This window comes from Polaromonas sp. (assembly GCF_016185115.1).
In the GTDB taxonomy this organism is placed as follows: domain Bacteria; phylum Pseudomonadota; class Gammaproteobacteria; order Burkholderiales; family Burkholderiaceae_C; genus Polaromonas.
The window spans coordinates 561,430-578,716 of sequence record NZ_JACPOF010000004.1 but is presented as its reverse complement, the minus strand read 5'-3'; the positions used below and the strand labels follow the sequence as shown (position 1 = coordinate 578,716).

Genomic DNA, 17,287 nt, shown 5'->3' with positions numbered 1-17,287 from the left:
CGGGCCTCCTTTTTTGGGGAGGTTTCTGGAGGTGGATTTTTTTTTGGCTTGTCGAAAAGTTTGAGGAGAGGTTTGTATGGCTTATTTGGTGCCGACAGAGTTTGTGACCAAGATGGTGGATGCAGGGGAGTCCAAGATATTCATGTCCACGCGCGACACGATTATTCGCGCCTACATGGCGGGCGCCATCCTGGCCCTGGCGGCTTGGTTCGCCGTCACCATCAACGTGCAGACCGGCCAGCCGCTGCTGGGCGCCGTGCTCTTCCCGGTCGGCTTTGTCATGCTTTACCTCTTTGGTTTTGACCTGCTGACCGGCGTGTTCGTGCTGTGCCCGCTGGCGCTGATCGACAAGCGCCCGGGTGTCACGCTCAAGGGCGTGCTGCGCAACTGGGGCCTGGTGTTCACCGGCAATTTCCTGGGCGCTTTCACGGTGGCCGTGATGATGGCGATTTACGTCACGAATGGCTTTTCTACCGAGCCCAGCGCGGTGGGCAAAGCGATAGGCGTGGTTGGCGAGAACCGCACGCTGGGTTACCAGAAGTACGGCGCCAACGGCATGCTCACGCTGTTCGTGCGCGGCATGCTGTGCAACTGGATGGTCTCGGCCGGCGTGGTTGGGGCAATGATTTCCACCCAGGTCAGCGGCAAGGTGATCGGCATGTGGATGCCCATCATGCTGTTCTTCTACATGGTGTTCGAGCACTCCATCGTGAACATGTTCCTGTTCCCGTCCGGCCTGCTGCTGGGCGCGCACTTCACCATCATGGACTACCTGATCTGGAACGAAATCCCGACCGTGCTGGGCAACCTGGTCGGCGGCCTGGCCTTCACCGGCCTGACGCTGTACGCCACCCACGTGAGGACCGCGCCCAAGCGCAACTTCAGCTGAAATGGCATCAAAATAAGAAACCAGCCCCGGTCCGGCGTCGGTTCGGGCGCCGGGTGGGGGAGACCGCATGGGTGAATTGAAGATATCGGCGGGGCAGTACTCCGACAAGGGCCGCAAGGAGACCAACCAGGATTTCCACGGCATCTGCGTTCCCCAGGGCGCGCAACTGGCGGCCAAGGGCATTGCGATTGCGCTGGCCGACGGCATCAGCAGCAGTGCGGTCAGCGATGTGGCCAGCCAGTACGCGGTGACGGGGTTTCTGGAAGACTACTACTGCACCTCGGACGCGTGGACGGTCAAGACATCGGCCCAGCGCATTTTGAGCGCCACCAATTCGTGGCTTTACGCCCAGACCCAAAAAAGCCAGTACCGCTACGACAAGGACAAGGGCTACGTTTGCACCCTGAGCGCCATGGTCATCAAGTCGACGACGGCGCATATTTTTCATGTCGGTGATTCACGCATCTACAGGCTGCGCGGCAAGTCGCTGGAGCAGCTCACCACGGATCACCGCATCTGGATCTCCATAGGCCAGAGTTACCTCGGCCGTGCACTGGGCATCAAGCCGCAACTGGAGATTGATTACCAGACCCAGCAGATAGAGCTGGGCGATGTCTTTTTGCTCGCCACCGACGGCGTGTACGAGCACATCGGCGAGCAGGCCCTGGCCCGCATCATCCACGCGTGCAACGACAGCGGCGGCCATCTTGACGATGCTGCAAAGGAAATTGTCTGCACGGCCTATAAACACGGCAGCACTGACAACCTCACGGCCCAGGTCATACGCATCGATGCCTTGCCCCAGCGTGCCGCCGGCGAGATGGTGCAGCAGCTCTCCGGCCTGCCGCTGCCGCCCATTCTTCAGGCGCGCATGGAGTTCGACGGCTACACCATCATTCGCGAAGTACATGGCAGCAGCCGCAGCCATATCTATCTGGCGAGAGATGTGGAGACCGGCACGCTCGTCATCCTGAAGACGCCTTCGATAGACCTGCAGGGTGACGCGGCCTATATAGAGCGTTTCCTGACGGAGGAATGGATAGCCCGCCGCATTTCCAGCGCCCATGTGCTCAGGCCCTGCCTGCCTAACCGCAAGCGCAACTTCGTTTATGTTGTCACCGAGTTCATCGACGGCCAGACGCTCAGCCAGTGGATGATAGACAACCCCAAACCCGGCCTTGAGGCAGTGCGCGGCATCGTCGAGCAGATCGCCAAGGGGCTTCGCGCCTTCCACAGGCTGGAGATGCTGCACCAGGACCTGCGGCCCGAGAACATCATGATCGACAGCACGGGCACGGTCAAAATCATAGACTTCGGCTCGGCCAGCGTGGCCAGCCTGCTGGAGTCCGCACCCAGAGGCGAGGAGTCGCAGATCCTTGGGACGGTGCAATACTCGGCGCCCGAATATTTCCTGGGTGAGGGCGGCACCACGCGGTCTGATTTGTTCTCGCTGGGCGTCATCACTTACCAGATGCTCACCGGCCGGCTGCCTTATGGCGCCGAGGTCGCCAAAAGCCGCACCCGCGCCGCGCAGAACGGCCTGCGTTATGACTCGGTGCTGCATGAAGACCGCGACATCCCCGCCTGGATAGACGGCGTGCTGCGCAAGGCCGTGCACCCCAACCCGGCCAAACGTTATGAAGACCTTTCCGGCTTTTTATATGACCTGCGCCACCCCAACGCAGCCTTCCTGAGCAAGACGCGCCAGCCGCTGCTGGACCGCAACCCTGTGGCCTTCTGGAAGGGCTTGTCGCTGGTGCTGGCCTTGGCAGTGGTGGCCTTGCTGGCGCTGCGCACCTTTAAATAGCTAATTTGACGTATACATTAAAAATTTAACGCAGGTTTCAATTTTTCGCTCCAGACCGACTCGGACGGCTGGCGAAGGCGAAAAAGATCAAAAAATGGGCAAAAAGGGCCATTTTCAGGCATCGAATCGGGCTACAGACCAATAAATACGTACGTGAGCAGCTATTGATTTGATAGTGTTTTGAGGGTTGGCGTGCACCCATGACAGGCTGTACGTCTGCACATGCGACGGGCGTGTCCCGGGGCCTTGACCCTCCCCATCACGCCCCGGATCAGCAGTCATCTCATCTGCCTGCCGCTGCCGGCCGTCCCCTTGAAGGGTTTGCTGCCTGCTGCATGCAGCATTGACAGCCGCAAGCAACTCCGGGCCTGGGGCACTGGTGATGAGGGAGCCTGAGGCGACAGGCCCGGGCAGGCGCAGGCCTACGCGACAACGCGCCTATGTGTGTTGCCCATCCTGTTGCACGGGGCTAAGGTTTGAATTTTCCGGCAGTGCATTTGACTGCCCCACTCAAACAGGAAGCACCCATGCCCCGATTGAGACCCGCCATCGACATGGCCAATGGCGTACTGGCCAGACCTTATCCGCACGACAGCCCCGAATACCGCAAGGCGCGCGCTTCTCTCCTGAAAGAGGAGATCGAATTGCGGCGCCATATGGAGCGGGTGGCGGCGCAACGCCGGACACTTCCCTTGGGCGGGGAGGCGTCGGGCTATTCATTTCTTGATGAAACCGGAAAGACCTTGGCGCTTGGAGAACTGTTCGGCACGCATGACACCCTCATCACCTATTTCTGGATGTATGGGCCCCAGCGCGAGCAGCCTTGCCCCATGTGTACGGCACAGCTGGGCGCGATGGACATCCCCGTTCGTGATATTTCGCAGCGCTTGGCCTTTGCCGTGATAGGTCGTTCACCGATTCAGCGGCAACTGGCCTTTGCGCGCGAGCGCGGCTGGCGCAACCTGAAGTTTTATCAATGCCTGGGTGACGGTTTCCCGAAAGACTATCGGGGTCTGGCCCCTAATGGTGACGAATCGCCTGCCATGGACGTCTGGGTCAAGCGCGGCAGCAAGGTGCACCATTTCTGGGCCGCCGAGCTGGCTGGCACGGAAGACCCCGGCCAGGATGTGCGTGGGGCACCTGACCCGACGCCATTGTGGAATATTCTGGATTTGACGCCGTCGGGGCGGGGGAGCGACTGGTACCCCAAGCTGGATTACGGCCACTGAGCGCCATCGCTGAATCACGAACAGTCTGCACGCGACAGGGCCTGGGAGGACGCCGTTCAGTGCTTCGCCGCCAAGAGCGATGGCAGTTCTGCAAGAAAGGCATCACGCGACCTCAAGCCGGCTGATGTTGTTTCTTTCCTGCTGTCCTGATCGAGCCTGGCGAAGACCACCTTCTGGCTGCCCTGCGTTGCCCAACCCACAAACCAGCCATACGCCCGCGCCTCGTCGAACTCGCCGTCGGCCTTGCGGGGGTAGGCCATGCCGGTTTTGCCTTGTACCGTGAAGCCGCCAGCAGCAGCGGGGAGGGTTTCAACGATTCTGCCGACCATGTCAAATGCCCGTGGCGTGACCTGCAGTTGGCGGTTGACCAGCCTGCGCAGAAAAACGGTCTGTTCTATGGGTGAAATTTTCAGTGACGAGATGATCCACGCACGCTCCAGTCCATTGTTTTTGCCGGGGTCGCCCGAGAAATCGGCATTCCCGTATCCAAAGTCCTTCGCATATTGCGTCAATTTTTGCGTGCCCAGTTTGTGCGTGATCTGCTGGGAGTACCAGACAACCGAGTACTTCAACCAGCGTTCGGGGTCTGTGGCCTGACGCCAGGCATCACCGCCCCACTCGGGATAGCCCTGAATGAATGGCAGGACCGGCGTGTGTTCATCGTGCAGCAAGCCTGAATCAAACCCCATCAGCGCCAGCGGAATCTTGAAGGTTGATGCGGGTGTCACCCGCGAGCGGCAGTCGCCTTGCTCGAGCAGCACTGTCCCATCCGTAGCGTCTGCAATGACGGTGCAAATGGTGGCGGCGCGCAAGGGAAGGGTGACGAGTGAAGCCAGGGCAAACAAGGCTGAAAAAACCGCACGTTTCATGCACCGGATTTTAAGTGCGGCATGGCGGAATTCAGGGGCGGTCAGGGCCAGGGTCTCGCCAAACCAGGTAGGGGTTGAGTGGCGTGCCGCGCCACCATTGGCGCTCAGGGCCCAGCCGGAAAATGGCGAAATGCAGGTGCGGTGCATCCGGCGACGCATTGCCCGTGCTGCCCACGTAGCCAATCAGCTGGCCCTTGTGCAACCTGGCGCCCTCGACGATGCCGTCTGCGTAACGATCAAGGTGGGCGTAGTAGTAGGCGTACTGGTTGCTGGGGTCAAACTGGTAAAGGGTGATGCCGCCGGGTTTGCTCAGGAACAGCTTTGCCACCAGTCCGTCTTCTGCAGCCACCACAGGCGTGCCGCGTGCGGCCATGATGTCAATGGCTTCATGCGGCGCGCCGGCTGCACGGGCCTGCGAATAGGTGTCGCTGAGCTGGCTGGCTCCAATGCCCTGAACGGGGAGGGTGAGGGCGCGCGAGCGCAGCCAGGAGATGTCATCGCCTGCTGGAGGCACAGGCGAAGGCGCATCGTTTTGTACAACTGCCACCCCTGGCGCGGGCCGGGATGGCTGCGCTGCCGGCTGCCCTTGCCAGGGCGGGGCGGGCGGCAAAACTTCAGTCGAAGTCTGCATGCCGCTGCCAAACTTCACGGCGGCGGCGATGATCAGCAGCGCGCAGCCCCCCAGTGCCGCGCGCCTTAGTAACATGGACACGGCTGCCATCAGGCCTTGACGTTGACCTTGAACCCGGCTTTTGCCAGGGTCGCGAGGCGCTCGGTATCCCAGTTGGTCATATGGATGCAGCCATTGGTTTCGGAATGCCCCACGTTAGACGGGTTGGGCGTGCCGTGAATGCCCCAGTGGGGCTTGGTCAGCCCAAGCCAGATGCTGCCGACCGGGTTATTGGGGCCGGGGGCAATGTCTGCCTTCTGCGCATCTTTGGGGGCGTTTTTCAGCAGCGTCGGGTTGTAGGTAAAACCGGGGTTCTTCACTTCGTTCTTGATCGCCATCATGCCGAGCGGCAACGGATCATTTTTTTCGTTACCTATGCTGATAGGGAAACCGGCCACCGGGCGCTGATCGATATCCAGCACATAAAGTACGCGTTCCGACTTGTCGATCTGTATCGAAGCCGCCCTGACAGGCGTGGCGCTTGCCACCACATTCGGGACGACAAGGTTTTTGCCTGCCTCAATCCTGCCGCCGCCGTTGAGCTGTTTCAGGTAGCCCATGCTGGTGTGGAACTTCTCTGCCAGGGCTTCCTCGACCGACTCATAGACCAGCGCCTTCAGCCTGGCGCGTTCGTCCATCGCGACCGGCGTTTTTTCGAACGGGCCAGCCACGTCCTTCTCGGTGACGGCGTATGTCGTCAACAGCGGTGCGCCATCGGTTCGCAGCGACTTCCAGGTCTCTGCGGTCACGGTGCCAGTGACTTTCAGGTCGTGCGACGCCTGGTAGGCCTTGACCATGCGCTGCATGTTCGCGGCGAACCGTCCGTCAATCTCTCCGCAGGAGAACCAGGCCCGGTCCAGCAGAATCTGTGCACGTGCAACGGCTGCGCCCTGGCTGCCGCTGCGCAGCAAGGGGCTGTCGTTGCTGTTGTTGAAGGCCTCCATGTCCGGCGGCTGGACCCCTGCGGCCCGGGCCTTGCCAGGCTGCGCCGAGAGGGCCCCACCGCCAATGCCAAGTCCGGCAAGAAACAGAGTGGAGACCAGCAATCGGCGCGAGAGGTGGCCTGGTGATGAGGGCATGGTGTGCAGCATGAATCGGTCTTTCGGAGTTGTCCGACCAGTCTGATAGGGGCTGCACTGTCTGTATGTAAGCAGTTGTGCCTCACGACAGTAGGTTTCTGCGCAATCCGTGGCTGGAGGGCGCGTGTTCGGCAGGAGACGGTCAAGTTGCCGCCAGTCGCGGACGGCGGTGAGGGCCTCAGGCGAGGACGCCGGCGGACTGCAGAAATTCCTGCAGGTCTGCGAAATCAAGCGGTTTGGTGATGTGGGCATTAAAGCCTGCGGAAAGCGCCCGGTTTTTATCTTCGTCCGTGCCATATCCCGTCAGGGCAGCGACGGTCACCTCGCCGCCGCCCGGCATGGCGCGCAGGGCTGCCAGCACTTCATACCCGTTCATTTCCGGCATGCCAATATCAAGCACCATGACCCTGGGCAGCTGTATGCGGGCGAGCGCCAGCGCAGACTGCCCGTCATATGCCACTTTGACCTGGCAATCCATGAGCCGCATGATTTCAGCCAGGCTGTTGGCCGCGTCCCGGTTGTCGTCGACGATCATGACCGCGGGGCCAGGTGCCGCAGGCTGCGTTTCACCATTGCCCAGGTCCGTACCCGCATTGGGCAGAAAGAAACTGAACGTGCTGCCCAATCCTAGGCCGGGGCTGGAGGCGGTAAGCGTCCCCCCATGCATCTCGACAAGCGAACGCGCCAGCGTCAGGCCAATGCCCAAACCGCTTTCACGTGCCGCGGTGTGTGCATCGCCCTGGGAGAACAGCTCAAAAATCTGGTTGATGGCATCGGCCGACAGTCCGGTGCCGTTGTCACGCACGGTGGTGTGCAACTGCGAGCCTTCGAGCCAGACTTTCAGCTCGATCAGACCACCCTCCGGGGTGTATTTGGCGGCATTGGTAAGCAGGTTCTGCAGGATCTGGGTCAGCCGGGTTGAGTCGCCCTGAACCTGCAGCGCGTTTTCAGGCATGTCCAGTTTCAGGCGGTGACGCCGTGCATCTATGAGGGGACGCACTGCCTCGATCGAGCGAGCCACCACCTGTGGATAGGACACCTGTTCGGCCTGGAACCTTATCTTGCCCGTGGTCAGGCGGCCGACGTCGAGCAGGTCATCCACCAGTCGGGTCATGTGGGAGAGCTGCCTGTCAATCATGTCGCGGCTGTTGCGCACCATCGGGCTGGCCGAGGGTTCGAGCTGAAGGATTGTGACGGCGTTGCGTATGGGGGCGAGGGGGTTGCGCAGTTCGTGCGCAAGCATGGCCAGAAATTCGCTCATGCGCTTGCTGGAGTTTTCAAGCTCGTACAGTCGCCGCCGCTCGGTCATGTCGCGCGTGACCTTGGTAAAGCCGCGCAACTGTTTGTCCGCGTCAAAGATCGGTGAAATAACCACATTGGCCCAGAAGACGGAGCCGTCCTTGCGGATGCGCCAGCCTTCCTCTTCAGCGCGGCCCTCCGACAGCGCATTCGAAAGCTCGACAGCGGGGAGGTTTTTCGCCAGATCTTCGGGGGTGTAGAACATGCTGAAATGTCGGCCTATGACCTCCTGTGCGCTGTAGCCCTTGATGAGTTGTGCGCCGCTGTTCCAGCTTTCGATGATGCCTTGCGGGTTGAGCATGAAAATCGCATAGTCGCGCACGCCCTCGACCAGCAATCTGAAGCGCTGCTCGCTCTCGCGAAGGGCCTCTTCGTGGATGCGGCGCTCCGTCAGGTCGCGGGTGACCTTGCCGTAACCCGTGAGCTTGCCGTTGTCGTCCTTCAATGCGGTGATCACGACGTTGGCCCAGAACTGCGTGCCATCCTTGCGCAGGCGCCAGCCTTCTTCCTCGAAACGCCCATCACGCGCCGCCCGCCTCAGTTCCTCGGCAGGCCAGTCAGACGCCACTGCTTCAGGCAGGTAAAACAGGGAGAAGTGGCGGCCTATCACTTCATCTGCACGGTATTGCTTGATGCGCTGGGCGCCAGCATTCCAGGACATCACGATACCGGAAGGGTCGAGCATGAAAATGCCGTAATCCTGCACCGTGTCCACCAGAATGCGGAAGCGATCGCTGGAAGCCGCGTCGGGTGGGAGGGTGGAGGCTGTGCTCATATCGGGAGTATGGTGGTGTGATGAATTCTGCGCGGCATTTTTTACGATATCAATTCCTCAGGGCTTGTCCAGCAGTTTGGAAATCTGCCGCCAGTGCTGTGGCTCGACCGGGGTAATTGACAGCCGGTTGCCCTTTTTGAGAATGGTCAGGCCTTCAAGCGCGGGAGTGGTACGCAGCTCAGACAGGGTAAGGTTGCGTGTCTTCCTTACCACCCTCACATCCACCAGGTGCCAGCGCGGTTCTTCGGGTCTTGATTTGGGGTCGTGGTAATGCGACTTTGCATCAAACTGGGTCGGGTCGGGGTAGGACGTTGACGCGACCTCTGCGATGCCAACGATGCCCGGCTCCTCACAACTCGAGTGATAAAACAGAACGCCGTCACCTGGCTTCATGTGGTCGCGCATGAAATTGCGCGCCTGGTAGTTGCGTACGCCGATCCAGGGCACAGTTGAATTTTTGGCCGCGAGCGCGTCATCGACCGAGCATTCGGAGGGTTCGGATTTCATCAGCCAGTAGCTTGTCATGGTGCTATTTCTGCGTTGCTGGGTGCCTTGAAGTAACCAGGCTACGGGGAGTTTCGGAATACTTTTTTTTTGATTCTATCGACGGCCAGTCACCCGGAAACACTTTGTAGGCCGTCCTTTCGCCGTTTTTCATATGCTCCAGGATGACCTGCCGCCGCCTCCAGCCTCCCTGCATCAAGCCTGGCGGGCTAAAGGGATGTACTGAACGAGGTGCTGCCCGGACGGCCGGGCAGTGAGAGTGCAGAGCTTGCTGCAGCGCTTTGCGCCAGCAACTGCCCACGCTTGTAGACCCTGAGCCGATTGGCCCGCAGGCGAATCGCCTCAACTGCATCACGCGCCTGCAGCAATACAAAGCTGGCGTCACAACCCGGCTCCAGTCCGTATCCCGTCAGGCGCATGACTTTTGCGGCATTCACCGTCACCGCGTCAAAACAGGCTCGAATGCCTTTCTGGCTGGTCATTTGCGCCACATGCAGGCCCATGTGGGCAACCTCAAGCATGTCGCCCGACCCCATGCCGTACCAAGGGTCCATGACGCAGTCGTGGCCAAACGCGACATTGACGCCTGCCGCCATCAGTTCGGGCACGCGGGTCATGCCGCGGCGCCTGGGGTAGGTGTCGTGTCGGCCCTGCAGGATGATGTTGATGAGCGGGTTGGCAATCACGCTGACGCCGCTTTCTGCAACCAGAGGCAGCAGCTTGGACACGTAGTAGTTGTCCATCGAGTGCATGGACGTGCAGTGCGAACCGGTGACCCGGCCCTGCAGGCCGAGGCGCTTGGCTTCAAACGCCAGGGTTTCGATGTGGCGCGAGAGCGGGTCGTCGGATTCATCGCAGTGCATGTCTACAGGCAGGCCACGCCCGGCAGCCAGTTCACACAGCAACCCGACGCTGGCGGTGCCGTCTGCCATGGTGCGCTCGAAGTGCGGAATGCCGCCGACGATATCTACGCCCCTGTCGAGTGCGCGCTTGAGGTTGTCCATGCCGCCCTTGATGCGCAGTACGCCGTCTTGCGGAAACGCGACCAGCTGCAGGTCGATATAGGGCGCAACGCGCTCTTTAACTTCCAGCAGCGCATCGACGGCCAGCAGGCTGGGGTCGCTGGTATCCACGTGCGTACGAATCGCCAGCAGGCCCTTGGCAACCGCCCAGTCGCAGTAGGTCAGGGCGCGGTCGATGATGGCTTCGGCCTTGAGCATGGGCTTGAGTTCGCCCCAGACGGCAATGCCTTCAAGCAGGGTGCCGCTCTCGTTGACGCGCGGCAGGCCGTAGCTGAGCGTGGCGTCCATGTGGAAATGCGGGTCAACAAAATGAGGGCTGAGCAGGTAGCCTGCTGCATCGACAGTTTCTTGTGCCGGTGCAGCGAGCCCTGCGGTGATTTCGGTGATCCGGCCTGCCTGCACAGCGACTGACATGCCTGTACGGCCGTCGGGCAGGGTGGCATTGGTGACGAGGAGATCAAGCATGTTGGTGTCGCCTCATAGGCATATACGGTTTCAGGGTTTCCAGGCTGCCAGGAAGGCGAGCAACACCCGGGCCGAGTTGTCTGCGGCAATGCTGAAGAAAGTGCCCATCTCATTCGCCCCCTCACCGCCGCCTGCAAGGTCGCTCAGCGAACGAAAGGCGATGTAAGGCACACCATTGCTGTAAGCGACCATGCCGACCGCTGCGGTTTCCATGTCGAGGACATTGGCCTGGAAGGTCTTGAAGGCGTATTCCCGGAAGGCAGCGTTGTCGACAAAGGCCTGACCGGACACGCCGTTGCCGCCCACCCTCAGCTCAGGCTGGCGCGTGAGGCACTGGCTGGCCTTGCAGCTGAGGAGTTCAACACTGCGCAGGCTGCGGGCTGCCTGCAGCATTTTTGGATCTGCTTCAAACCAGAACTTGCGCGCCAGCTTCGGGTTGGCGGCGGTACGGGTTTCGACGGTACGCGGCTGAATCATCCCGAAGGCTGGGAAGATGGGTGCTTCCATGTGCGGTGGCGGGGTGAATTTGCCGGGCGCGGTTTCGCGTGACATGGCAATTTCGAGGTACTGGCCCCATTGGACGGGCACAGACACATCGCCGATATGCAGGCCGGGGTTGACGCCGCCTGCAATGCCACTCAAAACGATGCCGTTGATATTGAAGCGGTCAAGTACCAATTGCGTGTTCATGGTGGCGTTGGTCATGCTGATGCCCGAAAGGAACAGCACGACGGGCTGGCCTTCAAGCACGCCGGTGGTGAAGCTGACGCCATTGATCTGGTGGGTGACCGGGTTTTGCACCTTGTCCAGCAGCAATGTCAGTTCGGGTTCGAAGGCCGACACGACTGCAAGGCGAGATGTGTTGTCAAGCCGTGCACCCGGGGAGGTGCTCGCACAGGCACTCAGGACCAGTGCCATCACACAAAAGCATGCACGACGAAGTAGGCTGGTCACTTGCAAAACCGAATGGATGATGGGCTTGCCCATACCGATTATTTGGTACCGAAAATACGGTCGCCGGCATCACCCAGCCCGGGCAAGATATAGCCGTGACTGTTGAGCTGGCGGTCTATGGCTGCGGTATAGATGTGCACATCGGGGTGGGCGTTCTGCATGGCGGCAATGCCTTCGGGGCAGGTCAGCAGGCAGACGAACTTGATGGACTTTGGGTTCAGTTCCTTGAGGCGCTCAACGGCTGCAATAGCCGAATTGCCGGTGGCCAGCATGGGGTCAACAATGACCACATCGCGGGCTTCCATGTCCTGCGGCATTTTGAAGTAATACTCGACCGCCGTCAGAGTCTTGGGGTCGCGGTACAGGCCGACATGACCGACGCGTGCACCCGGAACGACGCTGAGCATCCCTTCGAGAATGCCATTGCCTGCGCGCAGGATGGACACAAACACAAGTTTTTTGCCGTCTATGACCCTGGAGGTCATGGTCTCAAGCGGGGTTTCGATCTCAATGTCCTGCATGGGCATGTCGCGCGTGACCTCATAGGCCATCAGCATGCTGACTTCATTGAGCAGTGTGCGGAAGGTGTTGGTTGAGGCGTCCTTGCGGCGCATCAGCGTGAGTTTGTGCTGGACCAGCGGGTGGTCTACGAGGTGGACTTTGTCGTTGTAGGTCGTCATGTGTATTTCTTAAAAAACGGTACCGTCGCTGATGATGTTTAACGGTGGTTTGCCACCACGCAACTGCTGCGCCAAAACCCGGCCTGCAGCCCAGGTGCCACCTTCCAGAACGCAGGCCAGCGGCATTTGCCCGGCGGTCAGCCCCAGCTGTTGGCGCACCAGCGGGGCGAGTTCGTCGAGAAGTGCGACCGTCAGGGCGCGCCATTCGACAATCAGTTCATCGCCAGCCGCATGCAGGCGCGTGGCGTGAGCAGGGTCTTTCAGGCGCAGAACCCCGGCATCCAGAAAAAGCCCGCCGTTGCGGTATTCGGGCAGCCCGGTGAGGGCGTCCAGGCCCTGCACTTTGATGCCGGCCCATTCGAATGGTTCTATCAGGGAGTAGGTCAGCCACTGAGACAGCTTGTGAAAGGGCATCCAGCCATCGCTGAGCCCCCCGGCGTCGCTGCGGGCGGCAGCCAGCGGCCAACAGTCGCCGAGGGCAACGCCTTCAATGGCGTTTTGCGCAGGCCAGATGGGTGACAGTCCCATGAGCAGTACGGACAACACATCGTGTGCCTGGATGGTCTTGCCACCTTTCGGGAGCAGGTCGAAAAAATGACCCGGGCGGCCTGGCTTTCCGAACAGTTCTGGCTGGTTTTCCAGGGCCTGGCCCAGCCGCCCGAGCAGCGCGGCGCGACCTTCAAGACCTATCAGCGGATTGGCGGGCGTGACCTGGAAAGCGCGAGCCAGTGCGTCGGCTGTGATGCCCTGCAGGCCTTTTGCATCGGCCTGAAGCGGATGTCCGGCATCGCTGGAGAACACGCCTGACATGAATGCGTGAAAGCTGGCAACGCCCAGGCCTTCGGAGCGTGTGTATTCGGCGCGGGGCTTCTGCTCCCTGTATTCCTTGTAGCGCCAGTCCGTTCCGGCACCTGCGTCGAGCAAAACGCTGACCAGGGCGAGGTCTATACGGGCCCGGGCTTTTTCGGCGGAAGAGGCACCTGCCAGCGCTGCGTCGAGCTGTCCGCTGCGGTTCACACCGCCGGCTTCAAAGTGCCTCCAGCGGCTGTGATACGGAATTTTCAGGTCGGGGTAGCGTGCTTGTGTGAGCCCTGCAACGAGTGTGGCGGCGGTGACCAACGCCCCGTCATTGACCGAAAAATAGGCCGATTCATTGCGCCGTGCGCGCGCAAGCAGGGCCTGGGCGCGCTGACGTATGGTCTGGGTCGAGCGAAGCTCGGCTACAGCGCTGGCAAGGTCAGACATCCAGTTCCCGGCCTTTGGCTTTTTTGAGCTCCTCGGCCGTGGGGACTGCGCCGGGCGTGAAATAGCCCGCAGCCATTTTGGCGTCCATTTCGACCTGCGCATCTGCAGGGATCATGTGTTCGGGAATGTTCACGCGTTGAACCACCTCAATACCGGCGCGGGTGATGGCGTCGTATTTCATGTTGCTCATGGAGACAAGGCGGTGAATCTTGCGTATGCCAAGCCAGTTGAGGACATCAGGCATCAGTTCCTGGAAGCGCATGTCCTGAACGCCGGCCACACATTCCGTGCGGTTGAAATACTGGTCGGCCGTGTCGCCGCCAGGCTGGCGCTTGCGGGCGTTGTAGACCAGGAACTTCGTGACTTCCCCAAGGGCGCGGCCTTCCTTGCGAAAGTAGGACACCAGACCTACGCCGCCGCGTTGCGCGCCCTGAATGCATTCTTCAATGGCATGGGTGAGGTAAGGGCGGCAGGTGCAGATGTCTGAGCCGAATACATCAGAGCCGTTGCACTCATCGTGCACGCGGGCTGTGAGTTCAATCTCCGGATTGGCCAGATCGCGCGGCTTGCCGAAGATGTAGGCCGTCAGCCCGCCGATAGGCGGCAAGAACACTTCAAGGTCGCTGCGGGTGACCAGTTCGGGGTACATGCCGCCGGTTTCTTCAAACAGCACGCGGCGCAATTCTGCCTCGGTGCAGTTGAACCGCCTGGCGACTTCGGGCAGGTACCAGACGGGTTCGACGGCCACCTTGGTGACCATGGCAGCGCCGCCTGCGGTCAGATATTTGCCGTCAGCCTTGAGGCGGCCGGACTGCAGGGCTTCAATCACCTCAGGCAGGATCACGTGGGCCTGGGTCACGGCGATAGTGGGCCGAATGTCGTAGCCGGCGGCGAGTTCATTGGCAAAAACATCAGCGACGGAAGCACCCCAGGGGTCCATGGCGACGATGCGGCCGGGCTCGCTCCATTGAGGGTAGGGGCCGATTAGGTCGGTGGGAGATGTGTTGGTGAGATCGGCCTTGTGCTGTGGCGACAAAGCGCCGGCGGCAACCGCCAGGGCGCGGTAAATGCTGTACGAGCCGCTATGCGTGCCGATGACATTGCGGTGGCTGCGGGTAGTGGTGGTGCCGACGACAGGCCCACGCGCTGCCGCGGTGGCTGCCGCCCAGTGGATGGGTATGGCGCCGTGACCGCTGGCGTGTGAGGTTAGCCTGATGTGGCTGGGCGCTGGCGAGTTGGTATGGGAGGCGCTTTTTGCGGGCTCACTGGACGGGGCGGCAACTTCGGCAGGCATTGCGGATCCTTCAAAAAATCCAATGTAGCGACGAGGCTTGTGATTGACAAGCCCGTTAGATTCTCAAGGTCGTTAATTTGCGACAGGGGGACGAAGGACCCGTTTGCCGTGCGCCAAAATTCTCAGCGTTTTTTACTGCCAAAAATTCCGCCCAGTACGCCGCGAATGATTTCGCGACCCACGGTAGACCCCATGGTGCGGACAGCCGACTTGGCCATGCTTTGCGCCAGTCCGTCGTATTTGGCACCACGCGGGCCGGTGTGGCCGAACAGAACGTCGTTCAGGCCACCCAGAATACCGCCTGATTCACTTTGGCCCGCCGCGCCGCCGTTGGGGGCGGAGCCCGCAGCCGTGGCGCTTGCTACTGCGCGGCCTTGGAGTTTTTCGTAAGCGGATTCGCGGTCAACGGTTTTTTCGTAGACGCCTGCGACCAGCGAATTCTGGAGCAGGGCCTGGCGTTGCTGTGGGGTGATGGGGCCAATCTGGCTGCCGGGGGGCAGTACATAGGCGCGTTCGGTCACGCTGGGGCGCCCCTTTGCATCAAGCAGGCTGATCAGGGCTTCACCCACTGCGAGTTCCGTGATGGCTGTTTCGATGTCCAGTCCCGGTTTTTGCCGCATGGTCTGTGCCGTTGCTTTAACCGCTTTCTGGTCGCGCGGCGTGAATGCGCGCAGGGCATGCTGCACACGATTGCCTAGCTGGGCCAGCACCGAGTCCGGAATATCCAGCGGGTTCTGGGTGACGAAATACACGCCGACGCCTTTGGAACGCACAAGGCGGACCACAAGTTCGATGCGTTCCAGGAGCACTTTAGGCGCTTCATTGAAAAGCAGATGCGCCTCGTCGAAAAAGAAAACAAGTTTGGGCTTTTCAGGGTCACCGATTTCAGGCAGTTGCTCAAACAGCTCGGACAGCATCCACAACAGGAAGGTGGCGTACATGCGTGGAGAATTCATCAGCTTGTCTGCCGTCAGGATGTTGATCACACCCTTGCCGCCCACGGTCTGCATGAAGTCACTGATGTTGAGCATGGGCTCGCCGAAGAACCTGTCGGCGCCCTGGCTTTCCACCTGCATCAGGCCGCGCTGTATGGCGCCCACACTGGCGGCGCTTACGTTCCCGTATCTGGTGGTGAATTCACTGGCGTTATCCCCGACATACTGCAGCATGGCGCGCAGGTCTTTCAGGTCAAGCAGCAACATTCCGTTGTCATCGGCAATCTTGAACACCAGGTTGAGGACGCCAGCCTGGGTGTCGTTGAGGTCCAGCATGCGACCCAGCAGCAGGGGCCCCATGTCGGAAATGGTGGCGCGCACAGGGTGGCCTTGCTCGCCGAACACGTCCCACAGCATGGCCGGGCAGGCCAGCGACTCGGGGGTGCCGATGCCGCGCTCCTTCAGGATGGCCGCCATCTTGTCGCCAATGGCACCCGCCTGGCTGATACCGGTCAGGTCGCCCTTGACGTCTGCCATAAAAACCGGAACCCCGATTTTCGAAAAGTTTTCGGCGAGCGTCTGAAGTGTGACGGTTTTGCCCGTGCCTGTGGCGCCGGTAATCAGGCCGTGGCGGTTGGCCAGGCCGGGTAGCAGTTCGCAGGTGGTGGATGCGTTTTTGGCAATCAGGAGTGGATCAGTCATACGGAAAACCTTTTCGTTAAGCAAGTGCAGTTTTGGACTTCTATCAGTATGGGCCATGCCTGTTTTATGGCTTGACGGCTGGCGTCTGGCGCGCAAAAGTAAAATGGTGGAAGTAGATTAAATCAATTCAGAAGGATTTCCGTGGCCGGTCACAGCAAATGGGCGAATATTCAGCACCGCAAAGGGAGGCAGGATGAAAAACGCCAGCGCATCTGGACCCGTGTCATGCGTGAAATCATGGTGGCGGCCCGCATGGGCGGCGGCGACCTGGGTACTAACCCGCGTCTGCGACTGGCTGTGGACAAGGCCAAGGCGGCCAATATGCCCAATGAAAACGTCAAATACGGTATTGCCAAGGCCACAGGCAACCTCGAAGGGGTGCAGTACGAGGAAGTGCGCTACGAGGGTTATGGCATAGGCGGGGCGGCCATCATCGTGGATTGCATGACCGACAACAAAGTGCGTACGGTTGCAGAGGTACGCCACGCATTTTCAAAACATGGTGGAAACATGGGCACCGAAGGGTCGGTGGCTTTCCAGTTCAAGCATGTTGGCCAGTTCATCTTTGCGCCAGGCACAAGCGAAGACAAGGTCATGGAGGTGGCGCTGGAATCCGGCGCCGATGACGTGATTACACATGAGGATGGTGCCATCGAGGTGCTCACGCCCTATACCGGCTTTGAAGTTGTCAAAAATGCTTTTGACGCGGCTGGCCTGAAGCCTGAGTTGGCCGAAGTCACCATGCGGGCAGACAACACGATTGAAATGTCGGGGCAGGATTCCGTAAAGATGCAGCGCCTGCTGGACGTGCTGGAAGACCTTGACGATACGCAGAACGTGTTCCATAACGCAGACCTGTCTGAATAACA

General features: G+C 60.4%; 15 protein-coding genes. 4 read left to right on the top strand and 11 right to left on the bottom strand.

Annotation, left to right across the window (positions count from 1 at the left end):
- The first annotated feature begins 76 nt into the window (after positions 1-76).
- The 3 genes from HYX42_RS03470 (at position 77) to HYX42_RS03460 (ending at position 3,925) form a co-directional block, all read left to right on the top strand.
- Complete coding sequence (locus HYX42_RS03470) at positions 77-889, top strand: formate/nitrite transporter family protein (protein ID WP_293399602.1); 813 nt, start codon at positions 77-79, stop codon at positions 887-889.
- 67 nt (positions 890-956) lie between these two features.
- The gene (locus tag HYX42_RS03465) at positions 957-2,696 is read left to right on the top strand and encodes a bifunctional protein-serine/threonine kinase/phosphatase (RefSeq protein ID WP_293399599.1); all 1,740 of its coding nucleotides are present in this window, start codon (positions 957-959) and stop codon (positions 2,694-2,696) included.
- A gap of 527 nt (positions 2,697-3,223) precedes the next feature.
- Positions 3,224-3,925: a DUF899 family protein gene (locus HYX42_RS03460; RefSeq protein WP_293399596.1), complete on the top strand. Its 702-nt coding sequence runs from the start codon at positions 3,224-3,226 to the stop codon at positions 3,923-3,925.
- A 56-nt stretch (positions 3,926-3,981) separates the two neighbouring features.
- On the opposite strand, the gene blaOXA is transcribed toward HYX42_RS03460, so the two are convergent.
- The 11 genes from blaOXA to HYX42_RS03405 all read right to left on the bottom strand — a co-directional run bounded on the left by blaOXA (position 3,982) and on the right by HYX42_RS03405 (position 16,418).
- A complete protein-coding gene (blaOXA, locus tag HYX42_RS03455; protein WP_293399593.1) occupies positions 3,982-4,794 on the bottom strand; it encodes a class D beta-lactamase in 813 nt (270 codons plus the stop codon).
- Positions 4,795-4,825: 31 nt separating this feature from the next.
- Positions 4,826-5,500 carry a M23 family metallopeptidase gene (locus tag HYX42_RS03450; RefSeq protein WP_293400017.1) on the bottom strand — a complete coding sequence of 225 codons (675 nt, stop codon included), beginning with the start codon at positions 5,498-5,500 and terminating at the stop codon, positions 4,826-4,828.
- A 14-nt stretch (positions 5,501-5,514) separates the two neighbouring features.
- Entirely contained in the window at positions 5,515-6,543 is a 1,029-nt protein-coding gene (locus HYX42_RS03445; protein ID WP_293399590.1) for a L,D-transpeptidase, read from the bottom strand.
- A gap of 178 nt (positions 6,544-6,721) precedes the next feature.
- Positions 6,722-8,617, bottom strand: coding sequence for a PAS domain S-box protein (locus tag HYX42_RS03440; RefSeq protein WP_293399588.1), 1,896 nt, complete (start codon positions 8,615-8,617; stop codon positions 6,722-6,724).
- 57 nt (positions 8,618-8,674) lie between these two features.
- The gene (locus tag HYX42_RS03435; protein ID WP_293399586.1) at positions 8,675-9,142 is read right to left on the bottom strand and encodes an EVE domain-containing protein; all 468 of its coding nucleotides are present in this window, start codon (positions 9,140-9,142) and stop codon (positions 8,675-8,677) included.
- A gap of 188 nt (positions 9,143-9,330) precedes the next feature.
- Entirely contained in the window at positions 9,331-10,608 is a 1,278-nt protein-coding gene (locus HYX42_RS03430; protein ID WP_293399584.1) for an amidohydrolase family protein, read from the bottom strand.
- A gap of 30 nt (positions 10,609-10,638) precedes the next feature.
- Positions 10,639-11,526 carry a 5'-methylthioadenosine/S-adenosylhomocysteine nucleosidase gene (locus HYX42_RS03425; protein ID WP_293399582.1) on the bottom strand — a complete coding sequence of 296 codons (888 nt, stop codon included), beginning with the start codon at positions 11,524-11,526 and terminating at the stop codon, positions 10,639-10,641.
- 74 nt (positions 11,527-11,600) lie between these two features.
- On the bottom strand, positions 11,601-12,242 hold the full coding sequence (upp, locus tag HYX42_RS03420; protein WP_293399580.1) for a uracil phosphoribosyltransferase: 642 nt from the start codon (positions 12,240-12,242) through the stop codon (positions 11,601-11,603).
- Between the two features lie 9 nt (positions 12,243-12,251).
- Positions 12,252-13,487 (bottom strand): URC4/urg3 family protein, encoded by a 1,236-nt coding sequence (locus HYX42_RS03415; protein WP_293399577.1) that lies wholly within the window; start codon positions 13,485-13,487, stop codon positions 12,252-12,254.
- Positions 13,480-14,781, bottom strand: coding sequence for a GTP cyclohydrolase II (locus HYX42_RS03410; protein ID WP_293399574.1), 1,302 nt, complete (start codon positions 14,779-14,781; stop codon positions 13,480-13,482). Before HYX42_RS03410 ends, HYX42_RS03415 begins: the two co-directional genes overlap by 8 nt.
- A 122-nt stretch (positions 14,782-14,903) precedes the next feature.
- Positions 14,904-16,418 (bottom strand): helicase HerA-like C-terminal domain-containing protein, encoded by a 1,515-nt coding sequence (locus tag HYX42_RS03405; RefSeq protein ID WP_293399571.1) that lies wholly within the window; start codon positions 16,416-16,418, stop codon positions 14,904-14,906.
- A gap of 141 nt (positions 16,419-16,559) precedes the next feature.
- Here HYX42_RS03405 and HYX42_RS03400 point away from each other — a divergent pair, with 141 nt between their 5' ends.
- Positions 16,560-17,285 carry a YebC/PmpR family DNA-binding transcriptional regulator gene (locus tag HYX42_RS03400; RefSeq protein WP_293399568.1) on the top strand — a complete coding sequence of 242 codons (726 nt, stop codon included), beginning with the start codon at positions 16,560-16,562 and terminating at the stop codon, positions 17,283-17,285.
- The last annotated feature ends 2 nt before the right edge of the window (positions 17,286-17,287 follow it).

Excerpts from the sequence above, each read along its gene's own strand:
- HYX42_RS03470 (WP_293399602.1), top strand. The coding sequence starts at position 77 with ATGGCTTATTTGGTGCCGACAGAGTTTGTGACCAAGATGGTGGATGCA.
- HYX42_RS03465 (WP_293399599.1), top strand. The coding sequence starts at position 957 with ATGGGTGAATTGAAGATATCGGCGGGGCAGTACTCCGACAAGGGCCGC.
- HYX42_RS03460 (WP_293399596.1), top strand. The coding sequence starts at position 3,224 with ATGCCCCGATTGAGACCCGCCATCGACATGGCCAATGGCGTACTGGCC.
- blaOXA (WP_293399593.1), bottom strand. The coding sequence starts at position 4,794 with ATGAAACGTGCGGTTTTTTCAGCCTTGTTTGCCCTGGCTTCACTCGTC.
- HYX42_RS03450 (WP_293400017.1), bottom strand. The coding sequence starts at position 5,500 with ATGTTACTAAGGCGCGCGGCACTGGGGGGCTGCGCGCTGCTGATCATC.
- HYX42_RS03445 (WP_293399590.1), bottom strand. The coding sequence starts at position 6,543 with ATGCCCTCATCACCAGGCCACCTCTCGCGCCGATTGCTGGTCTCCACT.
- HYX42_RS03440 (WP_293399588.1), bottom strand. The coding sequence starts at position 8,617 with ATGAGCACAGCCTCCACCCTCCCACCCGACGCGGCTTCCAGCGATCGC.
- HYX42_RS03435 (WP_293399586.1), bottom strand. The coding sequence starts at position 9,142 with ATGACAAGCTACTGGCTGATGAAATCCGAACCCTCCGAATGCTCGGTC.
- HYX42_RS03430 (WP_293399584.1), bottom strand. The coding sequence starts at position 10,608 with ATGCTTGATCTCCTCGTCACCAATGCCACCCTGCCCGACGGCCGTACA.
- HYX42_RS03425 (WP_293399582.1), bottom strand. The coding sequence starts at position 11,526 with ATGGCACTGGTCCTGAGTGCCTGTGCGAGCACCTCCCCGGGTGCACGG.
- upp (WP_293399580.1), bottom strand. The coding sequence starts at position 12,242 with ATGACGACCTACAACGACAAAGTCCACCTCGTAGACCACCCGCTGGTC.
- HYX42_RS03415 (WP_293399577.1), bottom strand. The coding sequence starts at position 13,487 with ATGTCTGACCTTGCCAGCGCTGTAGCCGAGCTTCGCTCGACCCAGACC.
- HYX42_RS03410 (WP_293399574.1), bottom strand. The coding sequence starts at position 14,781 with ATGCCTGCCGAAGTTGCCGCCCCGTCCAGTGAGCCCGCAAAAAGCGCC.
- HYX42_RS03405 (WP_293399571.1), bottom strand. The coding sequence starts at position 16,418 with ATGACTGATCCACTCCTGATTGCCAAAAACGCATCCACCACCTGCGAA.